Origin of the sequence: Streptomyces sp. NPDC060232 (assembly GCF_042726555.1) — a bacterium.
In the GTDB taxonomy this organism is placed as follows: domain Bacteria; phylum Actinomycetota; class Actinomycetes; order Streptomycetales; family Streptomycetaceae; genus Streptomyces.
On sequence record NZ_JBHXAG010000022.1, the window covers coordinates 19,541 to 43,878 of the forward strand.

At 69.3% G+C, this 24,338-nt stretch carries 24 protein-coding genes and 4 pseudogenes; 16 read left to right on the top strand and 12 right to left on the bottom strand.

From position 1 onward, the window contains the following. The first annotated feature begins 38 nt into the window (after positions 1-38). From ACFWFZ_RS27120 to ACFWFZ_RS27140, 5 genes and pseudogenes are all read left to right on the top strand, one after another. Positions 39-368, top strand: coding sequence for a hypothetical protein (locus tag ACFWFZ_RS27120; RefSeq protein ID WP_387125697.1), 330 nt, complete (start codon positions 39-41; stop codon positions 366-368). After that, positions 368-925, top strand: coding sequence for a hypothetical protein (locus ACFWFZ_RS27125; RefSeq protein ID WP_387125594.1), 558 nt, complete (start codon positions 368-370; stop codon positions 923-925). Before ACFWFZ_RS27120 ends, ACFWFZ_RS27125 begins: the two co-directional genes overlap by 1 nt. Beyond that, positions 925-1,844, top strand: a pseudogene (locus ACFWFZ_RS27130) (putative T7SS-secreted protein). The gene ACFWFZ_RS27125 and the pseudogene ACFWFZ_RS27130 overlap by 1 nt, the downstream one beginning before the upstream one ends. A 144-nt stretch (positions 1,845-1,988) precedes the next feature. Then, positions 1,989-2,288: a hypothetical protein gene (locus tag ACFWFZ_RS27135; protein ID WP_387125595.1), complete on the top strand. Its 300-nt coding sequence runs from the start codon at positions 1,989-1,991 to the stop codon at positions 2,286-2,288. A gap of 5 nt (positions 2,289-2,293) precedes the next feature. Then, entirely contained in the window at positions 2,294-2,908 is a 615-nt protein-coding gene (locus tag ACFWFZ_RS27140; RefSeq protein WP_387125596.1) for a hypothetical protein, read from the top strand. A gap of 89 nt (positions 2,909-2,997) precedes the next feature. Here ACFWFZ_RS27140 and ACFWFZ_RS27145 read toward each other — a convergent pair whose 3' ends face one another. Continuing rightward, positions 2,998-3,777 carry a hypothetical protein gene (locus ACFWFZ_RS27145; protein ID WP_387125597.1) on the bottom strand — a complete coding sequence of 260 codons (780 nt, stop codon included), beginning with the start codon at positions 3,775-3,777 and terminating at the stop codon, positions 2,998-3,000. A 336-nt stretch (positions 3,778-4,113) separates the two neighbouring features. On the opposite strand from ACFWFZ_RS27145, the pseudogene ACFWFZ_RS27150 reads away from it, so the two are divergent. From ACFWFZ_RS27150 to ACFWFZ_RS27160, 3 genes and pseudogenes are all read left to right on the top strand, one after another. Next, positions 4,114-5,910, top strand: a pseudogene (locus ACFWFZ_RS27150) (DNRLRE domain-containing protein); the annotation flags it as partial. A 309-nt stretch (positions 5,911-6,219) separates the two neighbouring features. Beyond that, complete coding sequence (locus ACFWFZ_RS27155) at positions 6,220-8,076, top strand: amidase domain-containing protein (protein ID WP_387125698.1); 1,857 nt, start codon at positions 6,220-6,222, stop codon at positions 8,074-8,076. After that, positions 8,076-8,609, top strand: coding sequence for a hypothetical protein (locus ACFWFZ_RS27160; RefSeq protein WP_387125598.1), 534 nt, complete (start codon positions 8,076-8,078; stop codon positions 8,607-8,609). The genes ACFWFZ_RS27155 and ACFWFZ_RS27160 overlap by 1 nt, the downstream gene beginning before the upstream one ends. Before the next feature lie 584 nt (positions 8,610-9,193). Here the strand turns inward: ACFWFZ_RS27160 and ACFWFZ_RS27165 are convergent. From ACFWFZ_RS27165 to ACFWFZ_RS27180, 4 genes are all read right to left on the bottom strand, one after another. Next, positions 9,194-10,078, bottom strand: a complete 885-nt coding sequence (locus ACFWFZ_RS27165; protein WP_387125599.1) for an IS982 family transposase — start codon at positions 10,076-10,078, stop codon at positions 9,194-9,196. 115 nt (positions 10,079-10,193) lie between these two features. Continuing rightward, positions 10,194-10,430, bottom strand: coding sequence for a hypothetical protein (locus tag ACFWFZ_RS27170; RefSeq protein WP_387125600.1), 237 nt, complete (start codon positions 10,428-10,430; stop codon positions 10,194-10,196). Positions 10,431-10,630: 200 nt separating this feature from the next. After that, entirely contained in the window at positions 10,631-10,765 is a 135-nt protein-coding gene (locus tag ACFWFZ_RS27175; protein ID WP_387125702.1) for a hypothetical protein, read from the bottom strand. A 38-nt stretch (positions 10,766-10,803) separates the two neighbouring features. Next, entirely contained in the window at positions 10,804-11,484 is a 681-nt protein-coding gene (locus ACFWFZ_RS27180) for an NAD(P)H oxidoreductase (protein ID WP_387125601.1), read from the bottom strand. 110 nt (positions 11,485-11,594) lie between these two features. On the opposite strand from ACFWFZ_RS27180, the gene ACFWFZ_RS27185 reads away from it, so the two are divergent. Next, positions 11,595-12,524 (top strand): AraC family transcriptional regulator, encoded by a 930-nt coding sequence (locus ACFWFZ_RS27185; RefSeq protein WP_387125602.1) that lies wholly within the window; start codon positions 11,595-11,597, stop codon positions 12,522-12,524. 54 nt (positions 12,525-12,578) lie between these two features. Here the strand turns inward: ACFWFZ_RS27185 and ACFWFZ_RS27190 are convergent, their stop codons facing one another. After that, positions 12,579-13,583 (bottom strand): helix-turn-helix transcriptional regulator, encoded by a 1,005-nt coding sequence (locus tag ACFWFZ_RS27190; RefSeq protein ID WP_387125603.1) that lies wholly within the window; start codon positions 13,581-13,583, stop codon positions 12,579-12,581. A gap of 98 nt (positions 13,584-13,681) precedes the next feature. Between ACFWFZ_RS27190 and ACFWFZ_RS27195 the strand changes: the two genes are divergently transcribed. Then, a complete protein-coding gene (locus tag ACFWFZ_RS27195; protein ID WP_387125604.1) occupies positions 13,682-14,920 on the top strand; it encodes an FAD-dependent oxidoreductase in 1,239 nt (412 codons plus the stop codon). Between the two features lie 855 nt (positions 14,921-15,775). Beyond that, positions 15,776-16,243, top strand: coding sequence for a hypothetical protein (locus ACFWFZ_RS27200; protein ID WP_387125605.1), 468 nt, complete (start codon positions 15,776-15,778; stop codon positions 16,241-16,243). 46 nt (positions 16,244-16,289) lie between these two features. On the opposite strand, the gene ACFWFZ_RS27205 is transcribed toward ACFWFZ_RS27200, so the two are convergent. The 4 genes and pseudogenes from ACFWFZ_RS27205 to ACFWFZ_RS27220 form a co-directional block, all read right to left on the bottom strand. Further along, positions 16,290-16,505, bottom strand: a complete 216-nt coding sequence (locus ACFWFZ_RS27205) for a transposase (protein WP_387125606.1) — start codon at positions 16,503-16,505, stop codon at positions 16,290-16,292. 2 nt (positions 16,506-16,507) lie between these two features. Beyond that, positions 16,508-16,645 (bottom strand): hypothetical protein, encoded by a 138-nt coding sequence (locus ACFWFZ_RS27210; protein ID WP_387125608.1) that lies wholly within the window; start codon positions 16,643-16,645, stop codon positions 16,508-16,510. Between the two features lie 123 nt (positions 16,646-16,768). Next, a pseudogene (locus tag ACFWFZ_RS27215) lies at positions 16,769-17,301 on the bottom strand (transposase). A 538-nt stretch (positions 17,302-17,839) separates the two neighbouring features. Beyond that, complete coding sequence (locus tag ACFWFZ_RS27220) at positions 17,840-18,700, bottom strand: hypothetical protein (RefSeq protein ID WP_387125609.1); 861 nt, start codon at positions 18,698-18,700, stop codon at positions 17,840-17,842. Between the two features lie 270 nt (positions 18,701-18,970). On the opposite strand from ACFWFZ_RS27220, the gene ACFWFZ_RS27225 reads away from it, so the two are divergent. Beyond that, positions 18,971-19,102, top strand: coding sequence for a hypothetical protein (locus tag ACFWFZ_RS27225; RefSeq protein WP_387125610.1), 132 nt, complete (start codon positions 18,971-18,973; stop codon positions 19,100-19,102). Positions 19,103-19,729: 627 nt separating this feature from the next. On the opposite strand, the gene ACFWFZ_RS27230 is transcribed toward ACFWFZ_RS27225, so the two are convergent. Both ACFWFZ_RS27230 and ACFWFZ_RS27235 read right to left on the bottom strand, forming a co-directional pair. Continuing rightward, positions 19,730-19,975 carry a hypothetical protein gene (locus tag ACFWFZ_RS27230; RefSeq protein WP_387125611.1) on the bottom strand — a complete coding sequence of 82 codons (246 nt, stop codon included), beginning with the start codon at positions 19,973-19,975 and terminating at the stop codon, positions 19,730-19,732. Positions 19,976-20,208: 233 nt separating this feature from the next. Further along, entirely contained in the window at positions 20,209-21,585 is a 1,377-nt protein-coding gene (locus tag ACFWFZ_RS27235; protein ID WP_387125612.1) for a DUF4158 domain-containing protein, read from the bottom strand. A gap of 239 nt (positions 21,586-21,824) precedes the next feature. On the opposite strand from ACFWFZ_RS27235, the gene ACFWFZ_RS27240 reads away from it, so the two are divergent. From ACFWFZ_RS27240 to ACFWFZ_RS27255, 4 genes and pseudogenes are all read left to right on the top strand, one after another. Continuing rightward, entirely contained in the window at positions 21,825-22,160 is a 336-nt protein-coding gene (locus ACFWFZ_RS27240; protein ID WP_387125613.1) for a hypothetical protein, read from the top strand. A gap of 370 nt (positions 22,161-22,530) precedes the next feature. Next, positions 22,531-23,067: pseudogene (locus tag ACFWFZ_RS27245) on the top strand (helix-turn-helix domain-containing protein); the annotation flags it as partial. Positions 23,068-23,353: 286 nt separating this feature from the next. Further along, entirely contained in the window at positions 23,354-23,524 is a 171-nt protein-coding gene (locus ACFWFZ_RS27250) for a hypothetical protein (RefSeq protein WP_387125614.1), read from the top strand. Positions 23,525-23,866: 342 nt separating this feature from the next. Next, entirely contained in the window at positions 23,867-24,247 is a 381-nt protein-coding gene (locus ACFWFZ_RS27255) for a hypothetical protein (RefSeq protein ID WP_387125615.1), read from the top strand. The last annotated feature ends 91 nt before the right edge of the window (positions 24,248-24,338 follow it).

Genomic DNA, 24,338 nt, shown 5'->3' on the forward strand with positions numbered 1-24,338 from the left:
CGAGCAGACCACCAAGCCCCGCCCGCAGCCGCGCTGCGCTGCTGGTGCCGCTGTCGGGGGGTGATGGCGGCGGTCTGATGTCGGGGTGGCAGGGCGGTGTCCGCTGGATTTACGCGTTCACGGATGAGGAGGCGCTGGCTCGTTTCGCGGTGGCGCGCGGTGCCAGCGCTGGTGCCCGTGAGTGGGAGTACCTCTCGATCCTCGGAGCCCGCCTCGTTGACGCAGTGATTCCCACGGTCGACGGTCCGACTGGTGTGGCCGTCAATGTTGCGGATGAGGACGGTTCGGTGCTGTTCCCGCCGGTCGTGGGCATCGTGCCCGCCGCGTATGCCGTGGACGCCGAGCCCGACCGTGCGGAAGCCGTCTGATGGCGGGCGACGCGGACCTCGAGGTCTCGCCGGCAGCGGTCAAGAACATCCAGGACGGTCTGCGCAAGGCCATCGCCGAGTTGCGCGAATCCGGGGACGCGGCCGGTGCCTCGATGGGTGCCGGTTTCAGTGATCTGTCGATGACGGGAATGGAGGCCGGACACATGGGTCTGGCCACTGACTTCGAGGACTTCTGCGAGCGCTGGGAGTGGGGCGTGCGCAGTCTCGTGCAGAACGCCAGCGCCCTCGCCGGGAACCTCGGGATCGCGGCGGGGACGGTGTGGGAGGAAGAGCAGTACATGCAGGGGGCGTTCAAGGTCGTCGCGAACGCCGCGTACGGGAATCCGCACGCGAGCGAGGACGAGATCGAGCAGAAGAGCTGGGACGACATCTGGCGGGCGGATGTCTACAAACCGGACTACAGCGATGAGTCCTTCGAGAAGAGCGACGCGGACATCAAGCAGACCTGGTCGGACACCGGCGACAAGCTGACCTCCAGCGGGTATATCGGCTCGCTGAAGGACCTGCTGGACCAGGCCTGCGGGGGCGGTAACTGATGGGCTGGCGGGACCTCGTACCGGACTCGGCGGAAGACTGGGCCGAGGACGCGGCCAAAGAGGTCGGCGACGCCATCGAGTGGGGCGGTGACAAAGTCGCCGATGTGGCGGAGGACGTCGGTCTCGACAAGGCAGGCGACTGGGTCCGCGACAAGAGCCGCTCCGCCGCCAACCAGCTCGGCGCGGACGTCTCGGAGCTGGAGCTCGGGCAGACCGAGGACCCTAACAAGCTGGTCTACGGCAGCGTGTCGAAGATCCGCGCGCAGGTCTCGCACCTGAACGACTTCAAGTCCTCCTTCACCCTGGTCGGCAACGGCCTGAAGGGCCTGGAGGACGACGGTCTGAAGGCGGCGTCGGCGGACGCGTTCCGGGAGGCGATAGCCAAGGAGCCGCCGCGCTGGTTCAAGGCGGCGGAGGCCTTCGGCAAGGCCGCCGACGCGATGGGCCGCTTCTCCGAGACCGTCGATGGGCGCAGGGCCAGGCCAAGGAAGCCCTGGAGGAGTACAACAACGCCAAGAAGGTCTCGCAGGACGCGCGCACCGCCTACGACAAGTCGATCACCGACTACAAGGCCACGGTGGAGGCGAAGAAGGACACGCTGCCGCCGAGGCCGTCGGACGATTTCACCGACCCGGGTGATTCGCTGATCAAGGCTGCCCGGGACAAGCTGGCCACCGCGCGCACGCAGCGCAACGAGGTCGCGGAGACGGCCCGCACGGCGGTCCGCGCGGCCCGCGACGCGGCCCCGCCCAAGCCCTCGTACTCCGAGCAGTTCGGCGACGGCATGGACTACCTGGAGCTCGCCGAGACCCACCTGGCGGGTGGCGTCCTCAAGGGGACGGCGGGCCTTGCCAACTTCGTCCGCGCGGTCACCCCGTTCGACCCGTACAACCTGACCCACATCTGCGCGGGCTCGTGAACGCCCGGCCGCGCGATGGAAGACGCCCCCGCACCCTTTCGCCGAGGACCGGCCAGAAGCATCACCACCCGTACGACACCTGCTGACCCACCTCACCAAAGCGCTCACCGCCGGGGGCCGGTGTGGCGCGGAACAGCGACCACGATGCCCCAGGCCGCCCTGGCCCTCACCGAAGACCGCCGCCGCTGCACCGGCGAATCCCACCAAGCCCTCCATGCACTCCTCCCGCACACCGACCAGCCGCTCACCATCCCCGCGGCTCGGCACCCGGAGCAGGCACAGCTGGAGGCCGCGGTCTTCCTCGCCTGCTGCAAGATCGGCGGACTCTCTGAACACCCCCTGGGCATCGTCCAGGTACATCCGGAGGAGGAGCAGCTCACCCTCCGGCTCCTCGACGAGCCGTACGTCGTCCACCACTGGGCCGAGTTCCTCCTCCCCGCCTGAACGACGTGGAGAGCGACCACCCCCAGGACTGTGTCGCGGGGGTGGCCGGCCTCCGCTACCGCCGCGAGGGCGGCGGCATCATGCTGCACCGCCCCGGCATGCCAGCCCGAATTTTCCTGACCGGCTTCAACCCGCGCTGGTGGGAGCGGATGGCAGAGCGGCTCACCACTGACTACGGCCTGCTCCAGAGCGAGCAGGACTGGACACCGACGGAACGGGCCGCGTACACCGCAGCCGTGAACGCCCCATTCGAACCGCCGTCGCTCTTCTCGCCCCTGCTGCGACGTATCCGGGCGACCGCCGGCCCCGGCCCGTTCAATGGCACCGACGCCTGGCACTCGGTCGGCGGCTCCTTCCGGCTGGAGACCACCGACGGCCCGCCGTGTCCCGAACTCACCCGGCTCCTCGCCGACGGACCCACCGGGCTGGGCTGGAAGATCGATCACAAGAGCTGTACCTGCCTGTGCGACCACACCCATTCCGGCATGGGCTGCACCATCGACTTCCTCGAACCCACCACGGGTCAGTTCGTGTATTACTCCAACCTCAAGTGGGGCCGCGCCCATAGCGACCGCCGCAGCCAGACCGTCACCGACCTGAATCGACTGGCCTTCGCCTGATCCCGCCAGGCCCGCGCCCGGCGATCAAAGCCACTCACCGGCCGCCGTTTCCAATGGAAACGGTGGCCGCGCCCTTCGCTGCGCGACCCTCAGGCGAGGGCGTCACCGAGCAGCCAGCGCGGGGCGCCGTCCAGATGCTGGTGGAGCAGCCGGGCGCGGGAGTGCACCAGGCCGCTCCGGTAGGCGGGCGGTAGCCGGTCGTAGACGGCGGCCGCCATCGCGGCGGCCTCGCCCGGATCTCCGTCGACCCGCAGGCAGGCGGCGGTGTCCATGGCGATCAGGGCGCGGGTCATCACCGACGGCGAGACCGTCAGGGCCAAGGCGTCGTCCTGTGCCCGGTACGCGGCGCGGGTGTCGCCGAGCAGCGTGTACGCCTGGGAGAGGTGCACCTCGTGTTTCTGGGGCGGGTACCCGAACCAGGTGTCCGCCGCCTCCGGGCCGTCGAGCTGTTCGACCAGGGTGCGGACGTCGTCCACCGCCCGCCGGGCGCCGGGCAGGTCGCCGCCGGCGGCCAGGGCGCGTGCGTTGACGGCGGCCGCCAGTGCGGCCGCCCCGGACGGGCGGGTGCCGGCCTCCCGTCGGGCCTGCGCGGCGATGCGGGCGGCCTGCCCCGGGGCGCCGTAGTTCAGGCCGACCATGGCGTGGCGGCCGAGGACCCAGGCGGTCATCCGCCGGTCCCCGGACTCACGGGCCGCCCGCGCGGCGGTGGCGAACCAGCGGTGCGCGTCGGCCTGGTCGCCGCGGTCGTGCTGGACGATCGCCACCAGGCCGGAGATCCCCGCGGCCGTACGCGCCAGCTCGGTCCGGTCCCGCGCGGGGTGGGGCCGACCCCGGCGACGTCGGTGCTCATCCAGGACGATGTGCTTCACCGTGCCGGTGCGCCGAAGAAGGTGACGCCGCCCAGGGCAACGGCGCAGGCACTGCTGCCGAAACGTCCATGGCGTCCACTGGCGGTGGAGAAGTGGCGGAGTCCAGAGGCGAAGCACATCACGAATGAGTCACTGTGGCGAGAATTATGCCCTCGTTACCCGTTTCTGGGCGAGAACTGCCTGGTCAGGGCGCTACGTTGCTCCTCTCGTACCTTGATCATCGGGTACTCGCAGAAAGACCGAGGAAGTATGGCTACTCGTTTCTCCGCGGCAAGACGCCGTGGAAGAGGGCCCTGGGGGACCACCCACTGGATAGCGGGCGGAGCGGCACTCATCGTGACCGCCACCCTGATCCAGAGCTCGCACCCCGCCGACGCAGCCCCGGCCGCGGCCGCCGGGACCAAGCCCGGCGCGGTGACCGAAGAACTGAATCTCGCGCGGGCCCGGGTGGCCGCGCGGACGGCGGGACACCGCGTGGAGGCGGTCTCGGAGCGGTCCGAGACGTCCACGACGTGGGTGAACCCGAACGGCACGCTCACGACCGAAGTGGCCGCCGGGCCGATCCGCTTCTACGACCAGCAGGCGCGCGGCTGGCGCACCGTCGACGTGACCCTGGGCCACGCCCCGGACGGGTCCGTGGCGTCGAAGGCCCACCCGCAGGGCCTGAAGCTGGCCCCGGGCAGCCTCCCGCGGATGGCCAAGGCCGCGCCCAAGGCCGCGCCCAAGGCCGCGCCGGCCATCGACTACATCAGCACCGACCTCGTCACGCTGGGCGAGGGCGACCAGCAGATCACCCTGAAGTGGAAGGGCGCGCTGCCGTCCCCGAAGCTGGACGGGGCTCGCGCCGAGTACACTGACGCCGTTCCCGGCGGTGACGTCGTCATCGAGGCCACGCGCAGCGGCTTCGAGCAGTTCGTCGAGCTGAAGCAGCGCCCGGCCGACGGGAACTACGCGTACACCCTGCCGCTGGTGGCCAAGGGCCTGAAGGTGGAGCAGCAGGCCGACGGCAGCGTGCAGTTCACCGACCGCAAGAGCAAGAAGACCGCGGTCATGCCGGCGCCGGTGATGTGGGACTCCACGGTCGATCCGGTCTCCGGCGAGCACACCCGCAAGGTGCCCGTGGCGATGAAGGTCTTCCAGGGCCGGGGCACGGTCGACCTCGTCGTCACGCCGGATGCGAAGTTCCTCGCGGACCCGGCCACCAAGTACCCGGTGACCGTGGACCCCTCGACCTCCTCGCTCGGCAACGTTTTCGACAACTACGTCCAGCAGGGCGAGACCGTCGACTGGTCGGCCGACACCGAGCTCGACCTTGGCAACCCCGGGACCAAGAACGCGAACGGTACCTTCCGTACCGCGCGTTCGTTCATCACGTGGAACACGGCGCCGATCGCGGACGCGCTGGTCTCCGACGCCAAGCTGTCCCTGTGGAACTTCCACTCGGGCAACACCGACTGTGTCGCGCAGCCGTGGGAGGTGTGGGACTCGGGCACCCCGAGCACCGCGTCGCGCTGGACGAACCAGCCCGCCATGGGCACCAAGTACGCCACCTCCACCGAGACCCGCGGCAACCCCGGCTGCGGCTCGGCACCGGACGGCTGGATCAACGCCGACGTGACCACCCTCGTCCAGACGTGGGCGTCCGCGAAGGCGCCGCTGTCCAGCATGGGCCTGCGCGCCACGTCGGAGTCGATCGTGGGGCAGTGGAAGCGCGTCAACTCCGCGAACGCCACCTCCAACCCGCCGAAGCTGACGGTGACCTACAACTACCGTCCGCAGACCGGCACCAAGCAGGAGGCCGGTCCTCCGTTCGTGCAGGACAAGACCCCCGCCTGGCGCGTCGAGACGACGACGCCGACGCTGCGGGACACGTTCGCGGACAAGGACGGCGACACGGTCAACGGCACCTTCCAGATCTTCGACGCGGCCACGAACGCCCAGGTCGGGAACAACCTGGTGTCGCCGTTTGTCCCCGCAGGCACCCCTGCGTCGGTCGTCGTCCCGGCAGGCGTGCTCCAGCACGGGCGCACGTACCGCTTCCGCACCTCTCCCTACGACGGGACGCACTACAGCAACAGCTGGTCGCCGTGGTCCAACTGGACCACCTTCACGGTCAGCCCGCTGCCCGACACCCCGCAGGACATCCAGGCCGGGGCCCAGCAGACGCTGACGCCGATCCTGTCCGCGGTCGTCACCACTCCGTCGCAAAGCCGTGTGAACGCCGAGTTCTCGGTGAAGGACTCAGTCGGGAACCCCCTCCCCAGCTTGCCCTTGCCTCCCGTGTCGGTGGAGAGCGGCAACCGGGCCGCTCTGCAGATCCCCGAGGGCAAGCTCGTGGACGGCGGCACCTACCGGTGGTCCGTCCGTGCCTGCACCGGTGTCGGGTGCTCGCCCTGGTCGGCCGAGCAGAACCTGACGGTTCGGGTCCAGCCCCTGCCCCCGATGCCCGCAAGCCAGTCCCTGGTCATAGGCGACGCCGCCTTCGCGGGTGTGTCGGCCGCCACCGACTGTGACGCGCCGGGCTGTGCCACGCCGCCGAACGGCCGGCTCCGGGTCGGCACGGCCGACGGGCACCTGTGGGCCACCCATCTGAAGGCAGACCTCGGGGCCCTCCCGAAGGGGGCGCGGGTCACCTCCGCCAAGCTGTCGCTGACCAGGTCCGACTGCACCACGTCGTGCGTGGTGCAGCAGCCGGACGTGTACGAGCTGTCGACTCCATGGACCCCCGCGCAGAGCGGCAAAGACCTTCTCACCGCCGCCGGCAATGAGACCTACGTGTCCGGCACCGCGCTGACCGAGATCGACTTCGGCCAGCTGGTGCAGTCCTGGATCGACCGCGGCGGGAACGAGGGCATGGCGCTCACCGTCCCCGGGGCGGCAGCCGGAGCGGAGTACCACTCGGGCGCGGCCTCGGACGCCTCCCAGCGTCCCAGGCTGACGATCGACTACCTGCCGCCGACGGCCCCCGGCGCGGTCGCCGACGTCGTCGCCGCAGCCGGTGATACCGGCCTGCTCGCCACGTGGAACGCACCCCTGGACGGCGGCGCGAACAGCGACGTCACGTATGTGGTGAAGGCCGAGAAAGGCGACGGCACGGTGGCTGGCACCTGGGAGGGCACAGCGCTTCGCGCCGTCTTCACCGGGCTCGACAACGCGGTCTCCTACCGGGTCGCGGTGACGCCGAAGAACGGCGTCGGCAACGGCCCGGTGTCACGGTCCGCACTGGTTCAGGGCGCCGCCGTGGCAGGGGGAGCCGCGCGCTACAACGACTACATCCAGGCGTACCTCAGCGCCCGCAACAAGGTCGTCACGGGGGTCAGCCCCACCACAGCCGACGCTGCCGCCGAATCCCCGTACGGGGCGGTCTTCAGCGAGGTCCTCGACACGCAGGAAGCCGCCATCGTGGCCGGCGCCGAGACCCTGGCGACCAAGGGCCAGTCGTACGTGGGCGCCTCTTCGGCCCTGGTGGACACCATGGCCGCCAACGGTGCCAACGGCCGCGTCCTGGTCCGGACCACTGTCGTGCAGACGGTGACCCTGCGGGTCGATGGCGTCGACCAGGTCTCGGAGGACCGGTACTCCAAGCGGTTCGTCTTCGCCGTCTCAGGCGGGGCCGTGAAGCTGGAGGCCGAGTCCGACGACGCCGAGGCCGGACAGACCCTGTCCGCAACGGCCTCGGCGGGAGCCCAGGTGGTCGCCGTACCGGCCGACAGCACGGGCGCACCGGCCGATGACGCCGGATCCATCGTTCTCGGCGAGGACGGCTTTCCCACGTCGGAGGCACCCGCGGAAGGCATCCGCACGGCCGCGTACGTCAACGGTTCGGGCACCGCCAGCTGGGCCTACAACAACGCCGGCAGGATCCGGAAGGAGTACGGCAGCAACGACTGCACCAACTTCGTGTCGAAGGCCATGTACTACGGCGGCGGCATGAAGATGCGCACCGGTTGGTACACCAAGGACAGTGTCTGGTGGCGGAACCCGACCTTCAGCTGGGTCCCGAAGAACAGCTACACCTGGGCGGCGGCCGACAACCTGCGCAAGCACTTCGACTACCGCCAGAAGTACTACATCAACCAGACCTACAACCTCCGCGCGGGAGACATCCTGCTCTTCAAGTGGCGAGGCGCGGCGCGGTACGACCACGCGGCGGTCGTGACCGGCAACAACCAGGGCGCCGTCAGGATCGCCCAACACGGTTACAGTGCCCATGACACGCTCAGCTCTGTCATCGTCAGGAACCGGTCGAAGGGCACGCCCATCAGCAGCATCATCGCTATCCGGCCTGTGGGCGCGTAGTGAGGCCGGTACCGGCCCTGCGGGCCCTCATCGCCTCCGCGCTGGCCTTCGGCGTACTGACCGGCTGCTCGGACTCGGACTATGACGCCGACGACGTGCGGTACGCCACCGGCTACGGCTCCCACGAACCGCTGGCGGTGGTCGGGTACCCGACCACCGGATCGCTGGGGATCACCCAAGAGGTGGTGTGGCAGATCGCCGACGGGAACGCCGGCGAACTGACCGACCTCGCAGCCGACAAGGACGTCAGTTCTCCCGAGAAGACCGCCGAGAACTGGATCACGGCGTTCGGCAAGGGCGCCCGCGGGAAGGTGACCGCGGAGTTCTACGACGAGGGATCGGTCCGGCAGGCGGTCGTGCTCTACTTCCACGACACCGGTCAGATCAAGCAGATCCAGGTCCGGGTCACGAACGGCGGGAACAAGGACAAGTGGCGCGTCGTCATGGCCGAGCCGGACCCCAAGGAAGCCGTCGCCGTGCTTCCTTGGGTACCGAAGAAGCCCGGCGAGCTCGGTTCGAAGACTCCGCAATGAGCTGACCGGTCCCCGCACGCTGAGAGGGGCGTCGCCCGCGTGGGAAACCACGGGGGCGGCGCCCTTCGCGCTGCCGGCCCGGCCGGGCCGGTCGTCTCCTACGGATGGTCGGATCCGCGCCATGAGGTATTCGCCGTCCTCAACGAGCGGTCCTCGGGCCAAGGGGCCAAACCGCCTGCCAGACCGTCTCCGGGCCGTGGCCACCGACCGGGGCCTGCCCGGGTGGGTGCGCGAAGTGCCGGCGGACCTTCCCGCCCAGCCTCCCCCGCGTCACCAGCGGTACCCGGGTGCCCGCCGGGGCCTCAAAACCGTGGAAGCAGTAGAAGCACACCAGCTGACCCGTGCCGCCGTACCCGAGGCGCTTCCAGCGCTCCGGTGGCCCCTCGGCGATGTGTACCTCCCGACGGCTCTCCAGATCGAACCCGAACAAGTAAGTCGTCCTGCACGCTCCGCCCCTCCCCTTCGGCTGCCCCCAGGGTTGCTGCCGTCGCCGGAGCCGGTGGAAACACGCCGCCCCGCAAGACGTGCCACACCGGCCGGAGTCCTCCGCGCGCTCCTCCGCTAGATGAATGAGTCCGATGCCTTCAGTGGTCATAGGCGATCAGGGAGCGTTTGGCTGCGGCGCCGGTGGTCCAGTTGTGCCAGATGCCGGCGGCTAGGGCGAGGAGTCGTTGTCCGGTGCGGGCGAAGACGCCGGACGGGGTTCTGCCGCCGTGCTGTTCGAGGCTGAGCTGGCCTTTGAGGGTGTCGATGACGGCCTCGATCCACTGGCGGACCCGGGCGGTCTTCCCGTGTCGGGCCGGCTCGTCCTTGCGGTCCGGTCGCACGAGGTGGGCGCCGAGGCGCTCGCTGACGAAGGTCTCGAACTCCTTCCCGGCGAAGCCCTTGTCGGCGAAGATCACCTGGCCTTGGCGGATGAGGTGGTGGTCGCGTTGCAGCAGCGCGGCCATCACCTCCCGCTCGCCGATCTTGGGGTTGGCCAGGCACCAGGTGACGGGCATGCCCTCGGCGGTGGTGACCAGGTAGAGGCGAAAGCCCCAGAAGAAGCGGGAGTGACTGCGGCAGTAGCCGTAGCCGCAGTGCCCTGCCAGGTCGGAGCGTTTGACGGTCTCGCGGGAGGCCGCGCAGGGCAGCGGGGTGGAGTCGATCAGTCGCAGGTCATCGTTCCAGGTGGGCACCTGCCGGGCCAGCGCTTCGATCACGCGGCTGATCAGGGGACCTGCGGCGTTCAGGCGCTTGTTGTAGGCGGATTGCTGGGGCAGGTAGCGGAAGAGGTGGCCCAGTCGTGCGTGGGCGAAGCGGATCCAGTGCCGGGCTGAGGGAAAGCCGAGTAGGACCTGGGCGACGGCCAGGCACAACAGTTCGGCGTCCGTCAGTTTCGGGGGTCGCCCGATCCGGCGGCAAGGCGCCACGTGGTCGTCGATGAACACGTACAGTGCCGCCAGAAGGGCGTCCAGGTTTGTCTTCACACACTGACCAACGGGCGCCCTTCGCCATGGTCGCGACCAGCACGGACATCGGACTCATTCATCTAGCGGGCGTAGCCGGGCAGCGCGACAAGGAACATCGGCTCCACGGCCCGGTTCAGGCCCCCTCCACCGTGCCCTTCAGGCGCGGGGTGTAGGAGGGCAGGTCCTCGACGGTGACGTCGAGGGCGTTGAACGCGGCGGTCACCGTCCTCGACAGGAAGTCCTTGCCCCGGTCCACACGTACCTTCTCCGGGAGCCCGCCCTGCGGCCCGAACGGCTCCTCGCGCACCACCGCGGCGCGCAGCGCGGCCAGGACCGACTCCCGCGACAGATGCCCCGGGGTGACAGCCACACCCATGATCGTGTTCGACGCACAGTCCCCAAACCAGGTGACCCACGGCCTGCGCGCGGCCCTCGACATCGACCAGGACCGGGGCCTGAACGTGATCGGCCTCCCAGACCTGGTTCCGCCAGCCCTGCGGCCGGGCCAGAACACATCATGCTTGCGGGCTGCGCGCTCACCACCGGCAAGCCCCGCCCGCTCCCCCGGCGTCAGATCACGCCGGATCCCGCGGCCCGGTGGTCGTTCACCCACCGCCGCCGCCCCGGCCCGGAGACATTGACCAGCAGGCGGCGGAACTGCGCCCAGGCGTCCGCCGGTGCGAGCCGGGCCACCAGGTCCCGCACGTACTGCCGCCGTGTCAGTCCACGGGATCGGGAGGCCGTCAGGCCGCGACGAGTTCGTCCGCGAGGAACTCCTCCACGAACTTCCGTGCCCGGCGGTCGAAATCGGTGTACTGCGCCTCCCGCTCGGCGCCGGCGACCGCTTCGCCGACCAGCAGGTTGCCCTCGGCGTCGATGCGCTGCGGTCGCTCCTCCGCGTCCAGGAGCAGGCCTACGGTGGAGCGGGAGAAGCCGCAGTAGTAGGCGATGCCGTCGCTCAGGTTGGCCTCGAGGACGGACTGCATCGACTCCGCGATGGGGTCGTCGCCGGTGGCGCCGGCCAGGGCCAGCCACAGCATGCGCTTGCCCGCCAGGCGGGGCTTGCTGCGGCCGTAGGCGAACCCGTAGTTCCATACGCGGTCGATCCATCCCTTGAGGACGGCGGGCACGCTCTGCCAGTACACCGGGAAGACGGCGACGACGACATCGGCGTCGAGGATCCGCCGCATGTGGGCGTGCGTCTCGTCCGAGTACGGCTTCTCCCGGTTGCCCCAGTCCGGCTGGTCCTCCACGTTCATCCGCGGGTCGAACCCCTCGGCGTGCAGGTCGAGCAGGTCGATGCGGTATCCGGCGGCCTCGAACTGGGCAGCCGCGCGGCGGGCGGTGTGGGCGGTGAGGGAATCGCTGCGGTGGTGCGCGACGACCACGAGGGCTGTCCTGGTGTCACTGCTGTGCTGCGGCACGGTGTCTCCCGAGGGCTCGATCTGTGCAGTGAGTCCAGTACAACCGCGGCACCGTAGATGATCCATGGGAGAAACTCTCCAGGACATAGGAGATCGTCTACGATTGCGGCGTGGATCCTCTGAGTTCACTGCTGAGCGGCATCCGGGCCGAGGGCTCTGTCGTCAGCCATGCCGTCCTGACGGCGCCCTGGAGCATCACCTTCGCCGACGATGCTCCGCTCACCATGGTCAGCGTGCTGCGCGGGGGCGGCACGCTGCTGCTGTCCGACGGCACCGAGCGGGCGATCGGCGCGGGCGACACGGCCATCGTCCGGGGCCCCGCACGGTTCCGCCTCGCGGACGAGCCTGTCACTGTCCACCGCCCCCACACCGCGTACGAGATCAACTGCTTCACCGCGGACGCCGCGTGCACCGGCCAGGAACTCGACGGCATCCACTGGGGCACCGGCCCGGAGGGAGCGACCGCGCTGATCGTGGGCGCCTACCGCGCCTCGGGGCACCGCCACGAACGGCTCCTGCGCGCCCTGCCGCCCGTCCTGGTCATCGCCGAGGACGCCGAGGTCTGTGCCTGGCTGGAGAACTCCGCCGCCGACGCCGCCCGGCTCTCCGCCGGTTCGCAGGCGCTGATGGACCGGCTCCTCGACTGGGCTCTGGTCTGCACGCTGCGCACCTGGTTCGACCGGGCGGGCGCCGACGCGCCCGGCTGGTACCGCGGCCTCGCCGACCCGGTCCTCGCCCCCGCCCTGCACGCCTTCCACGGGCGGCCCGCCGAGAGCTGGACGGTCGCGTCGCTGGCCGCTCAAGCCGGCGTCTCCCGGGCACTGTTCGCCCGGCGCTTCACCGATCTGATGGGCCGTCCGCCCCTCACCTACCTCACCGAGTGCCGCATGGACGACGCCGAGGCACTCCTGGCCGACACCGACCTCAGCATCGCCCAGATCGCCAAGACCGTCGGCTACGCCGACGCCTTCGGCTTCAGCACCGCCTTCAAACGCCACAAGGGCCTCAGCCCCAGCACGTTCCGCACCACGGCGGCGTGAGTCACGGCACGCGGCCGCATAGACACGGGCCCCGCGCTCCGGACCTCAACACGACTACGGCTTTCTTCCGGTGTCCGCGACGACGGTCAATCGGTAGGCAAGTCGGTGGCATGCCTGTGCGAGTTCGGGCGGGTGGAGGTCGGTGAGTTCGGTATCGAAGGTGGCGAGGATCCCGGCGATGCCGGCCCAGGACCAGGCGCCGAGGGTGAGCCGGCAGTGCTCGGTGTCGAGGTGTTCAACGACCGAGCCGCTTGGTGCCCAGCGGGCGACGACGCCGGCCGGCAAGTTGAGCCGGGCACTGCCGGTGCACTCCCAGGCGGCGGGGGCATCGCCGCGCTCGTGACTGCTCATGACGAAGTGAGCGAGGTCGTCATAGGGGAGCTGGCGAGGACTGAAGCGGTGTGTCGTGGGACGGGTGCGGAGCCGGTCGACACGGTGCACTCGCCACTGGTGGTCTCCAAGGTCGTAGGCGACCAGGTACCACCGGCCGGCCCAGACGACCAGATGGTGGGGCTCGATGCGGCGGGCGGGCAGGAAGTCGTCGTCGCCGGCTTCGAGGCGTGAGCCGTCGGCGCGCAGCGTCTCGGTCATGAGTACGTGGCGGTGGCGCACCGCAGCCCCCACGGCGGTGAGCACGGTCGAGCCGATGGGGGGCGCAGGGAACTCCCAGTAGTTCTGCAACTTGGTCAGGCGTAGGGATTCCATCGATTCCCGCAGCGCAGCGGGCATGGCCTGTTCCAGGGTGACCAGCGCCCGCGCCGCGTCGTCTCTCAGGCCGAACACCGTTCCTGGCGCGGTTTGCAGGGCCACCGCGACCGCAAGGGCCTGATCGTGGTCGAACACCAGCGGAGGGAGGGTGTGCCCTGCCCCGAGCTGGTAACCGCCATCGGGCCCGTGGACGGTGGTGATCAGATATCCGAGCTGGCGCAGGGTCTCGATGTCACGGCGGACGGTGCGCTCACTGACCCCAAGCGCGGTGGCGAGTTCGCGCAGTGGCCACAGACGGCGCGATCCGAACAGGGACAGTAGACGCAATGCCCGTCGTGAGGTGCTCGCCATCGTCCCATCATGCCCGGTGGTGGCCACTCGGTGTCCACTACCGGTGTCACTGTTGAGTTCCTGTGCGGGCAAGCAGTGGTGGAAGAGGACGGTCAGGTATGCGTGTTGTCGTGGTCGGTGGCGGGATCGGTGGACTCGCACTGGGGGCGGGGTTGCGCCGCAGGGGGTTCGAGGTGGCGGTGTTCGACCGCGACACCGACGTGGCGGCGACAGGCGGTTACCACATCACCCTGGACGAGCGGGCCCAGTCGGCGCTGAGGGAGCTGGTGGCGCCGCAGATCATGCAGCGGCTGCTGGCGTCGGCCTCGGCGCTGCGGCTGCGCGACCGCGACGCGTTCTGGGATCGTCGCGGCCGGCTCCTCGGCCGCGGGCCGGATCTCAGCGGCGATTCCGGCATCGATGTCGATCGCATCACCTTGCGCACGCTGCTGGCCGAGGAGGTCGGCGATGACCTGCATCTGGGACGGACGGTGTCCGACGTCGAGGGCGACGACGGCGCACCCCGCGTACGGTTCACCGACGCCGCACCTGTCTCGGCGGATCTGGTGGTGGGCGCGGACGGCACCCACTCCTTGGTTGCCCAACACCTGGCGGGAGGCCGGACCAACAGGCCGGCAGGGATCATAGGGTTCTCCGGCCGTACCCTCCGCACTGACCTGAGTCCCGGTGAACGGCAACGGCTCGGACCACGATCAGGGCTGGCGATCGGCCCATGGGGCGCAGCGCTGTATGTCGGCTTCCTCGACCCAGTCGGCAACGCGGTACTCGACGCCCCCAAGCTGCGGATGTCCGTCACCACCGGTCCCACCTACATCTGGGGCGCCATGTTCCCCGAGTCCCGCGCGACCGACTCCCTGCGCGAATTGCGCGATGTCGAGTTGCGGGCCGCGCTGCTCGGACGGTTCCGGCAGCAGGGCTGGGCCGAGCACACGCTTGAAGTCATCGCCCGCGCCGACCCGCACAGCGTGGCCGCGTACCGCTTCAATGCCGCCTCGACCCGTGCCACCGAGCTCGCGCCATGGCCTGCGGGCCGTATCACCGCGCTTGGCGACGCCGTCCACGCGACACCGCCCACCGCCGGAATGGGGGCCGGCGCGGCCATACGCGATGCTGCCGCCCTGCTTTCGCACCTGGGCCGCGTCACTGACGGCGATACGACGACGGCCGAGGCCGTGAACCAATTCGAGGCAGGCATGCGCCGGCGCGGCAGCGAAATCCTCACCCTTGCCATGAGAACGGTCCGTTTGATCCTGGCCACCGACACCACGCTCGGCGCCGCCGCTACCACCGTGATCACCCCGTTCCTGGCCGCTGCCGCCCGGCTGCGTCATCGGTGATCAATATTGGCGTACGCCGCGCGGCTCAGTCCTCGCGTCCGCCGTCATCGTCGTCCAGCTCTACCGCGTCCGGGTCACGCAGAGGCCGCAGCCCCTCACGCGGGACGGACGCGGTGAAGCTGTACCGGCCGAGCACGTTCAGATTCCGATGCTCGACGAGTGCGAGGGCATCCCGCTAACGCACCCCACCGGAGCATCCCGCAGGCGCGGGGGCGACACTTTCTGAGCTGGGATTCTATCGCCCCAGGTAGCCGTTTTCATTCAGTTGCTTCTGAGGTGCGGGCGGAACGGTCCAGCCCGTCGAAGACACCGGCACTGGCTCGCTGCCGTTCTCCGGCATCACCCCCGCTGACCCCTCATGCCCCGTACCCAGGCCCCTCAGCATCCGGTCCGCCACACCCCACCCCTCCCCGTCGCGTGGCCTGCACCGGCCGGATCGGTGCCGGCCCTGCCAGTTCCAGCATGCGGGCGGTACCCGTCCGGCCGCAGGCCGGGGCCTGGGGAAGGCGCACCCCCGAGGAGTGACTCTGTGAGCCCGGTGTCGGCCGCTCCACCCTCCACCGGACGCTGGCCGCGTACGACGAAGCCGTCGCCACCCGAGAGAGCCCGTAACCGAAGCCGACCAACCGACCTCTACTGACTTCGGCTTGTCAGGGTGAACCTCGGCGAAGTGCCTGGTGGGCTTGAAGTGGTGGCTGTATGGACGACCGTGGCAACGGGGTCGCTCGGCCACCCGTCCTGCCGATGTCCGGCAACCGGACCGGCTCATGGGTGCCGCCGGCAGCCCGTGTCGCCGCCGCGGAGCCCCACATACCGTTGCCCCGTACGTGAGCTGGGCATACGGGGGCAGGGGACATGGTGGACGAGACGGTAGGTGCAGGCGCCAGGCACCGTACGGAAATCTTCGTGTGGCTGGGTCTCGCGCTACTCCTGGGCGCACTGTCGGCACTGGTACTGACTCCCCAGGCCCAGCATCTGCGCTCGCTCCGCGACGGTGTGCGCGCCGACGCCACGATGCATACCCGCGGCACGTGCGTGCTGGGACGGTGCGAGGTCGCCTTCGAGGCACAGGGCCGCACCGTCGTGGCGGCCTTGCCGCCGGGCAGTGGTGGCAGCAGACACCCCGTGGGCGCGCACGTCACCGTCCGGTACCGGGCGGACGATCCGCAGGTAGTCGCCGACGCGGCCGACGTGGAGGGCGGTGGGGCGACCTTGCTGGCCGCCTCGACTGGCGCGGGCGCCGTATTGTTCCTGCTGCTGCCGGTCATGAAGACGGTGGCCCGAGCACGGCGGCGGCGCGCGGCGTCCAGCGCCGTTGGATGACGTGCCCGCCCCACATGCCGATCACCGTGCTACTGACTTCGACTCGTCAAGGTGATGCCGGGGCGTCGAGCGTCAGGCCGGTGCCTGCTATGAAGCCGTCGAGGGTGTCGGGCCGGTATTGAAGCCGTTTAAGACGGTTGCGGACGAGGGTTTCGAGTCGGTCGAGGGCCATGACGGCGAGGTTGGCCAGGCTGCGCTTGACGTGCGCCCAGACGCCTTCGACTGGGTTCAGGTCGGGCGCGTAGGCGGGCAGCAGGAACACTGTCAGCCACGTCCGCTCGGCGACGAGGTCCCCATCTTGCGCGAGACATGGGTGTTCAGCCGGTCCCAGATCAGCACGATCGGCGCCTTGACCAGCTGATGGACGCCGTCGACCAGCACGATGAAGTCCCGCCCGTCCATGCTGCGGCGCTTGCCCTTGCCTGGGGTGGGTCCGCAGCCGGTGGCACAGCCGGGTCCGGGAGCCGGGCCGCATGGCGATCAGGCCGGCCACCGACAGCCGTCCCGAGCGGCGCCCGCTCACCGTCACGACCGGGGTGCGGCCTCGCCTGCCCCAGGTCCGTCCCCGGGGCGGCCGACGGGTGAAGCCCGCTTCGTCCTCGAAGCAGACGTAGCCCCCGCAGGCCGCCCGGGCCCTTTTACCTCCGCCCAGGTCGCCTCCTTCCATGCATGACGGCCTGCTCGTCACGCTCGGCGACACGCCGCGCGGGAACCTGCGGGCTGAAGCCGAGCCGGTGCATCAACCGGGTGGCACCCGAGACGCTGTAGGAGACGTGGAACTTCCGGCCGATCAGCGTGGCCACCCTCGACGCGGTCCACACCTGGTCCTCCACCCAGCCGTGCGCCGCCGGACCTTCCTCCAGGAACCTTGTCAGCTTCTCGAGGCAGTACGGCGACAGCCGGCACCGCGAACCACTCGGTCCACACGAGACCAGTGCCGCAGCCCCGCCGTCGCGCCAGAGTCGGTGCCATTGGTAGGCCGACTTCAGGCTTACCCGCAGGCGCCGGGCGACCTCCGACGGCTTGGCCTTCTGCTCGAACAGCCCGACCGCCTGTATCCGTACCGATTCACGGCGCTGACGCCCTGCAGGGGTCAGCCCGCCCCCATCCGCATACCTCACACACCACGGGATACAGCCACAGCTCCAAGCCCAGCAGGCACTTCACCAAGATTCACCCCGACGAGCCGAAGTCAGTAACGGCTTCGGGCCACGCACAGATGCCTCACTCGGGGTCGCGCTAACGGGCGATGATCACGACGGAGGTACGCCCCGTGGCCCTTTCGTCTGCTGCGGGATTTCGCGGGGCGCGTGGGGTCGATGAGGCGTGTCTTCAATTGAAGACACCTGGGTCGATACTGCGCCCGCGAAGGGGAGGGCGTCGGCCGCCGGGCGGCGTTCGCTCGGTGGATCGTGTGTGGCTGGGGCCGGTGGTTCCGGGGGCCTTCGCCGGCCAATACAGTTGCCTTTCCCCTCCACTCAAGGTCAACGGCGCTTGACGTGTTTGGCCCGGATGGCGGGCCGAAGTGTCCCGAGCGGGGGTGATGGGTGCGGCGCTGGCCGACCCACCACCGGATGGGGTGGCGGCAGCGGCCTGTTAATAGGAGGGGCTCAGGTCTGAGCTGGTGTTGGGGAACGGCTGGTGCAGCCACATCTGCCTCACCCCATCCTTCGTGGGAACGGCTACCGGGCGGAAGTCCTGCGCCGGGATGCCCACGCGGTTATGACGAACGGCTCCCTGGTAGACGCCCTCTGACAGGCCTAGCGCGTAGTTGCTCTTTCCCTCACGCATCACCATCCGCAACACGTCAGCATCAAGCAGGCGGCAGGCGTCGTTGAGATCGGTGCCCATCCAGGCGTCGTGCTTGCCCACGACCACCCTGCCCGAGGCCAGGACCAGTTTCAGACGCAGGCGGGCAGCGCCCGAGGCGAGCCGGTTGACCGCGTTCAGTTGCGCGGGCATGTCACTGAGCAGGGTGCGCAGGAGGGTGGCCACGGGGAATGCCGCATCGATGAGCTCGATGACGCTGTCGCCCCGGTCTGCTTGCAGCCGCGCTGCGGGGGTGATGCCAGCGGTCCTGGCGACGCTGTCCAGGAGGCTGGTGAGCATGCGGCGCTTGTACGCCTGCTCAACATCGTCTCGCCTGTGGAAGCCTTCCAGCTCAAGAAGGAGGATGCTCCGAAGCGCACCGGCCGTCGGCGAGTGAGACGACGACACAGCCTGCGGAGGCAGTGGTTCAATGCCGGTGTCCGTCAGATCGGCCTGCGCGGCCTCGTCCCACAGAGTGTGAAGCCGCTTCACCTCGGCTGCCGCATCAGCGCCGGGTGTCCGGCTCGCGAGTTCGACCACCAACATCTGCACGAGCCCCCATGTGGGCAGCCGGGGCTTGGTGAAAGCGTCGTGGATGCGGCTGGAGCTCACCACCGCGGTACCGAGCGCACGGGCCAGCTCCCGCACCGAGGGCCATCCCGCCCGGCGATGAACCGAGTGGAGTTCATCGCTCAGCCTTTTGCGTGGCCCGGGCGGAAACGTCGGAGCCGTGAGCCGAGCCATGCATCTTCCCCCGCAGAGTGTCCAGAAGCGTCCAACGACGTCCGACGGGCAACGTACCGCGTCCGAACTCGTAAATCTCTGCCTTAAGTTGTCAGGGGGCGTCAGACCACGTCAGCGGGCCTGAGGCCGGGGCGAACCTGGGTGAGACCGATTGGAATCGCACCGGGAGGCACCATGATCGACGCGGCACTCGCCCTCGTAGCCCAGGGCCTGCTCACCGAACTCCCCGCCAGCCTGATCACGGCCGCATGCACCGCGTTCGCCGTCTGGGGAGTACGCAAATGGGACACACAGCGCAACAAGTAGACGGATCACCGGACCATCTACGCGGGCCGGTCGGGACATCGGCGGCCCATCGCCGTCGTGGTCACCACCGCAAGCCGGTGCACGTCCGGGCAGCGGGCGCCGGCCCTCCAACCGCAGCCCGTATGGGGCCGGGCGCCAGGGGACAGGCGTGGCCGGGGCGAGTGGGACTGCAGCGAGGCCCTGCGGACCGGGACCGCGTGCACGCTGAGTGGGGCGCACCTTCTGTGGCTGGCGTCCAGGCCGGGAATGACAGCGCCCCCGACACGACGGACGTGCCGGGCGCGGAGCCCGTGTGTGACTACGACGGCCACTGTGGCAGGCGGAGCGGACAGTGTCGCGGGCTCAGTCCTCGGGTTCGAGGAAGCGCGCGGGGATGCGGGCGGTGAGCCGCTTGTCGATGGCCTCGGCGTGGTTCTCGACGGCGTCGGCGTCCTGGGCCGCGGGGAGCCCGTTCCCTTCGGGTCAGTGAGCTGGTCGAGGGCGGACTGGGGGATGGCCACTGTCAGGCTTATGCCGGTAGCGCTGCGGAAGTGCGCGACGCGTGGGCGGTGGGCATCGAGCACACGGTGCAGCTGCAGGTCCTCGCCGGAGGCGCCGACGACGGAGCCTTCAGGCGTCGAGGCGTTGCTATCGCAGCTGGCTCCGGTGGTAGGCGGCCATCTCCACCTCGTGCCCGGGGTCGCGGTACCTGAAGGACCGCCAGCGCGCCGTATTGAAGTCGGGGTGCTGCCGCCACGGCAGTGTGGGCATCCACAGATCGGTCAAGTTCCGGTCCTTGAGGTCGAGGACCTCGCGGGAGCCGTCGTCGTAGCCGAACGCCTTGCGCAGCCGCGTGAGCGGGCGGTCGAGCGAGATCCACAGGCACCTCGCCATCTGGTGCTCGGTACTCCCGAAGGGGCGGCGCTGTTGGACCTCTTCGACGCGGGCGCGCAAGAACGCCGCCAGGGCATCGACATCGGCGGAAATGGCCCTGTTCTCGTGTAACTACGGCGAACGGACATGTAGCGCAGGGTGATGCCCGGCCAGCCGTGCAGAGGCGTATCCGGTGACGCTTGCTCCCCCTGCGTACCGGCGAAACTGGGCTGCTGGCCGCCTTGGGTGCGCCCTCATATCGAAGAGGGGCCCCAGCTCACTCGTAGTGGTCTTCCATATGCGACGGGGTGTTGACGCGCGGGTACCTCGATCAGGTGGGAAATCTGCCGGGTTGCCGGAAAGTCGCCTGCTTTCCTGATCAGTTCTGCCGTCCACAGAGGAATGAGGACCCACCCATGAAGCGACTCGCTGTCTACGTCGCTGCGACGGTCTCGGCTATCGCTCTTGCTGCCGGGCCGACCGCAGCAGCGGATCCCTCCCCGGGGAAGCACGGAAAAGCAGCCCGGCACCACGCACCCGCGAAGCCGGCGAGCGAGTCGGTTCGGCTGGCCCGTTCCATCCTGAACACGAAGGGCATCACCTACGCCAAGGCGCACGTGGGCGGTACCGACAAGGCGTCCCTCCCGCGGCAGAATCTGGCTGATGTCGCCAACGGGCGCCTGGCCAAGACCAGCCCGTGGGGCCACAAGAAGGGTGCGCGGGTCGCGCTCGATACGCGGATGCTCAACGGTGTTCTGAAGCTCAACACCCAGCGCCACTACAAGTTCGAGATCTCCGAGCTCGTCGGCGGAGAGCACAGTCGTACATCCAAGCACTAGCACCTCCACCCCCATGCTGCTGGCCCGTTCCCGGCACGCCTCTGTCCGCTCCCTGGAGCAGTACGCCCGCCCCCGCGTTGACGTGGTCGCCCGGCACGTCGCCGAGCGCGACCCGGCAGCCCGCCGTAGGAGCTGAGTTGTGACCCTCCGGGCCTGCGGCACGTTTCCTACGTATTCCGGCTGCCCTCCTGCCTGTCCAGCGAAGTGCGTGATCTTGCCCGGCGGCACCCCCTCCAGCCACATCCCCGTCCGCCCCAGCAACTCCAGACCATCCAGGTACTTCAGGTGCTCGCGCAGATGCGAGATGGTCGGGGACTTCGCCGGCCGCTTCAGCTCGTCAAAACGGCTCCGTGCCCCAGCAGGTACCCGCAGCAGTCCCAGCAGCCGGGCCTTCTCGACCTCGTCCATCCGCGACACGATCGCCGCGAAGAACTCCTCGTTCACCTCGGTACGAATCGCTGAGGTCATCTCGTCCAGGGTGGTGTAGCCGGGCAGTTCCAGCCTCGCCTTGACCAGCTTCGCCAGCGCTACATTGATCAGGTCCGCCGGGTTGTCCTTGGTCTGCACCGCCCCGTAGAGCGCCGCCGCGGCGACCTGGCGGCTCTTTTCAGGGTCGTAGACCACGCCGAGCCGCTCCCGTACGAAATCCCGCTGCCGCGCGGCCGTACGCGTCGAATCATGCCGCGGCTCCACCTCGTCGCCCAGCTCCAGCAGGCCACGCACATGCTCGACCACCAGTTTCGGCACCTCATCCAGGTCCGGAAAACGGCTGCCCTCCAGGTAGGTGTCCATGTGGGTGCCGTCCGCGGCGACCGCGGAGCCGTCGCCCCAGGCCTGTCAAGTCCCGATATTCAGGGGCATGCGAGGTTGATTGAGCAGGGGCTTACTTGAAGCACGGGTCACGGCAACCGGGCTGAACTGTCCGGAAAGGGCCTGGCTGCGTGATTAACCAAGAAGGGGAGCGCATGCTCCCATGGCAATCTCTGATCGCACCATAGGCGAACAGAGAGAAATAAATCGGAGGAAATATAATGGCTGCAGAAGTTAGGTTCGTGAGGCTCGAATGTCTGGAAACAGAGGACTTTGGAAACGATGAGGCGTATCTGCATTACAACGGTAATTTCCTAGCTGGCATCCAGGACATATCAAATGGACAGAAGTGGCAACTCGACCTCGTCAAACCTATCGACGGCTCGGCTGTGGTGTCCCTCTTCGACGAAGACGACATCGATGAGGATGACCACCTTGGCTCCATCCTGATCGAAGAGTCGGAATTGAATCAGGGGCTGCGCTTTCAGTCATTCGCCGGGGATGAGGCCAACTACATACTCTTCTACCGAGTGAACCCCCTCCCCCCGCAGGACTGATCACTTCCAAGTGGTTTTCCCGCGGCTTGGGCGGTGCTGGGCCGCGCCTGGCCGAAGAGCCACAGCGCGGCCAGCGACCGTCCACGCTCGGCTGGCCGCCGCCAGGGGCGCTTTCTCACAACTCGCCCAGCAAGGGGGAAAGAGACGGGGTGGTCACACCGGGCCTCAGACATCCCGGAGCTACTGAGACAGGCCGGGATGGAGAACGCGGAAGACTTCGACTTCACGCCCAGCGAGTTCGTGGAGTGGCGTGGTGGCGAGCCGGAGACATGGGCGGAGTAGCCGCCCTAACCGTGCCCTGACGCAGCGAGGGCCCCACCGGAAGCTTCCGTTCTAGTGGTCGTTGCAACACCCCAGCTCAAGGGGTGCGATGGACTTCGAGATCCGGACGGACCGGCGACCGCAGGGGCCCAGGAAGCTGATCCGCGAGCGGGAGCAATACTTCCGCCTTGTGGATCAAGGAGTCAGCTTCCCGGAAGCGGCCCGCCTCGTCGGGATCAACCCGCGGACGGGCAAGCGGTGGCGTAACGGCCGGAATGCCTCCGGCAGTAAAAAGGCGGTGCCGCCGGTCGATCCGGCGGCACCGCACCGTGAGCTGGTCATCGTGCCTCCAGCTCCGCCGGAGCCGGAAGCACCTGACCGGTACCTGCGCGAGTCCGACCGCATCCACATCGCCGACCGGCTGCGGGAGAAGGCCACGATCCGGCAGATAGCCGCCGAGCTGGGCCGCAGCCCGTCAACCGTCAGCCGCGAGATACGCCGCAACGGCGCCCTGTGGTCGAACGGCCAGTGGACCTACCGGCCGCATGCCGCCCACCGCCGGGCCGAGCAGCGCAGGCGCCGGCCGAAGCCCGGCAAGATCGGCCAGAACCCCGAGTTGCGTGAGTTCATTCAGCAGCCCTTCCACGAGGACGCCTCCAAGATCCGCACCCGGCACCTGCCTCGCATCATGGCCGGCCTGCGCAACCTCGCCATCGGCGTCCACCGCCAGGACGGCCACACCAACATCGCAGCCGCCCTCCGCCGCACGGGCCGCGACCACCAGCGGCCCCTCACCGCCCTCGGCCTGACCTGACGAACCCGGACACAAGATCACTTCTCAAAAACCCTGGCCGGCCGCCCCACAGGAAGCGGCGTCCCCTCAGGACGCGACCGCGCCCACTACGAACGGGCCCTCGAAGACCGTGAAGGTCATGGCGATCCTCATCGCCGTTCTCTCCGGAGCTGTCGGCGCGCTCATCGCCCTCCTGCTCACCCGCCACCTCGGAGCGACCGCACTCATCGCTATCGGCTCGGCCGGCGTCACCTTCCTCGGCGTCACCACCACGGTGAAGCACATCGAGGAGAAGCTCGGACTTCTGTAGATAGCCCTGTCCTCCCGAAGCTGCCACGAAGTGACAAGTTTTGAGGAGCCGCTCGGCGACGTTGCTCCGGTCACGAAGACCGGAGGGAGTGCGGGGTGCGGGGTGCGGCAGGAGTGGGAGCCGGATGACTTGATCGAGGTCTGGACGCTGTTTGGAGGAGGACCAGGAGCGGCTGCGGAGCAAGTCGGGGGCGGCGAACCGGCTGGGTTTCGCGCTGTTGCTGAAGTTCTTCGGCTTCCGAAGAACGCCGAGGAACACGGAACGGATCGGGGCGCCCCATACGTTGAGCAGGGCGGGGCCACGCCGTGCGCACCCGACGAGCACCGAAGCGATGGGGGACGCGTGCCGCAAGGGAGCCGCTCCGCGCGTCTGGCCGCGTCCGCGCTGACCCTCGTCGTCACCGTCCTCGCGCTGTTCGTCCCGGTGGCCGGGGCGCAGGGCATGCTCATGCCCGCCGACAGGCCGCTCGCCCACCACACGGTGGCGGGGCACGTCGGACAAGGGGCAGGACCGGACGACGACGTCCCGGCGCGGCATGTCGCGGTCACGCACCGACCTGACGCCCACATCCCGGGCCCGCAGCCTGCGGGCCTCGCGCGTACGGCCGTCGACACGGCCCCGCGCCGCGCCCTGGGCGGGCCCGACACGGGCCCCGCCACCGCACTCGCGCCGCCGCGCAGGCCGGCCGAGTCCGCCGCCCCGCGCGGCCCGCCCCACCGATGAGCACGCAGACCGTCATCGACGCCTGACCCTTCTGCCCCGGCGCACACCGCGCGGTGCCGGTCACGCGTCCCTCCGTCCTGCCCTCATCGTG

Coding starts and splice junctions, on each gene's coding strand:
- ACFWFZ_RS27240 (WP_387125613.1), top strand. CDS start 21,825: ATGGCTGCAGAAGTTAGGTTCGTGAGGCTCGAATGTCTGGAAACAGAG.
- ACFWFZ_RS27230 (WP_387125611.1), bottom strand. CDS start 19,975: ATGGCGAGGTGCCTGTGGATCTCGCTCGACCGCCCGCTCACGCGGCTG.
- ACFWFZ_RS27155 (WP_387125698.1), top strand. CDS start 6,220: ATGCCCGCAAGCCAGTCCCTGGTCATAGGCGACGCCGCCTTCGCGGGT.
- ACFWFZ_RS27125 (WP_387125594.1), top strand. CDS start 368: ATGGCGGGCGACGCGGACCTCGAGGTCTCGCCGGCAGCGGTCAAGAAC.
- ACFWFZ_RS27250 (WP_387125614.1), top strand. CDS start 23,354: ATGGCGATCCTCATCGCCGTTCTCTCCGGAGCTGTCGGCGCGCTCATC.
- ACFWFZ_RS27195 (WP_387125604.1), top strand. CDS start 13,682: ATGCGTGTTGTCGTGGTCGGTGGCGGGATCGGTGGACTCGCACTGGGG.
- ACFWFZ_RS27235 (WP_387125612.1), bottom strand. CDS start 21,585: ATGGACACCTACCTGGAGGGCAGCCGTTTTCCGGACCTGGATGAGGTG.
- ACFWFZ_RS27225 (WP_387125610.1), top strand. CDS start 18,971: ATGATCGACGCGGCACTCGCCCTCGTAGCCCAGGGCCTGCTCACCGAA.
- ACFWFZ_RS27210 (WP_387125608.1), bottom strand. CDS start 16,645: ATGGACGGGCGGGACTTCATCGTGCTGGTCGACGGCGTCCATCAGCTG.
- ACFWFZ_RS27200 (WP_387125605.1), top strand. CDS start 15,776: ATGGTGGACGAGACGGTAGGTGCAGGCGCCAGGCACCGTACGGAAATC.
- ACFWFZ_RS27190 (WP_387125603.1), bottom strand. CDS start 13,583: ATGGCGAGCACCTCACGACGGGCATTGCGTCTACTGTCCCTGTTCGGA.
- ACFWFZ_RS27135 (WP_387125595.1), top strand. CDS start 1,989: ATGCCCCAGGCCGCCCTGGCCCTCACCGAAGACCGCCGCCGCTGCACC.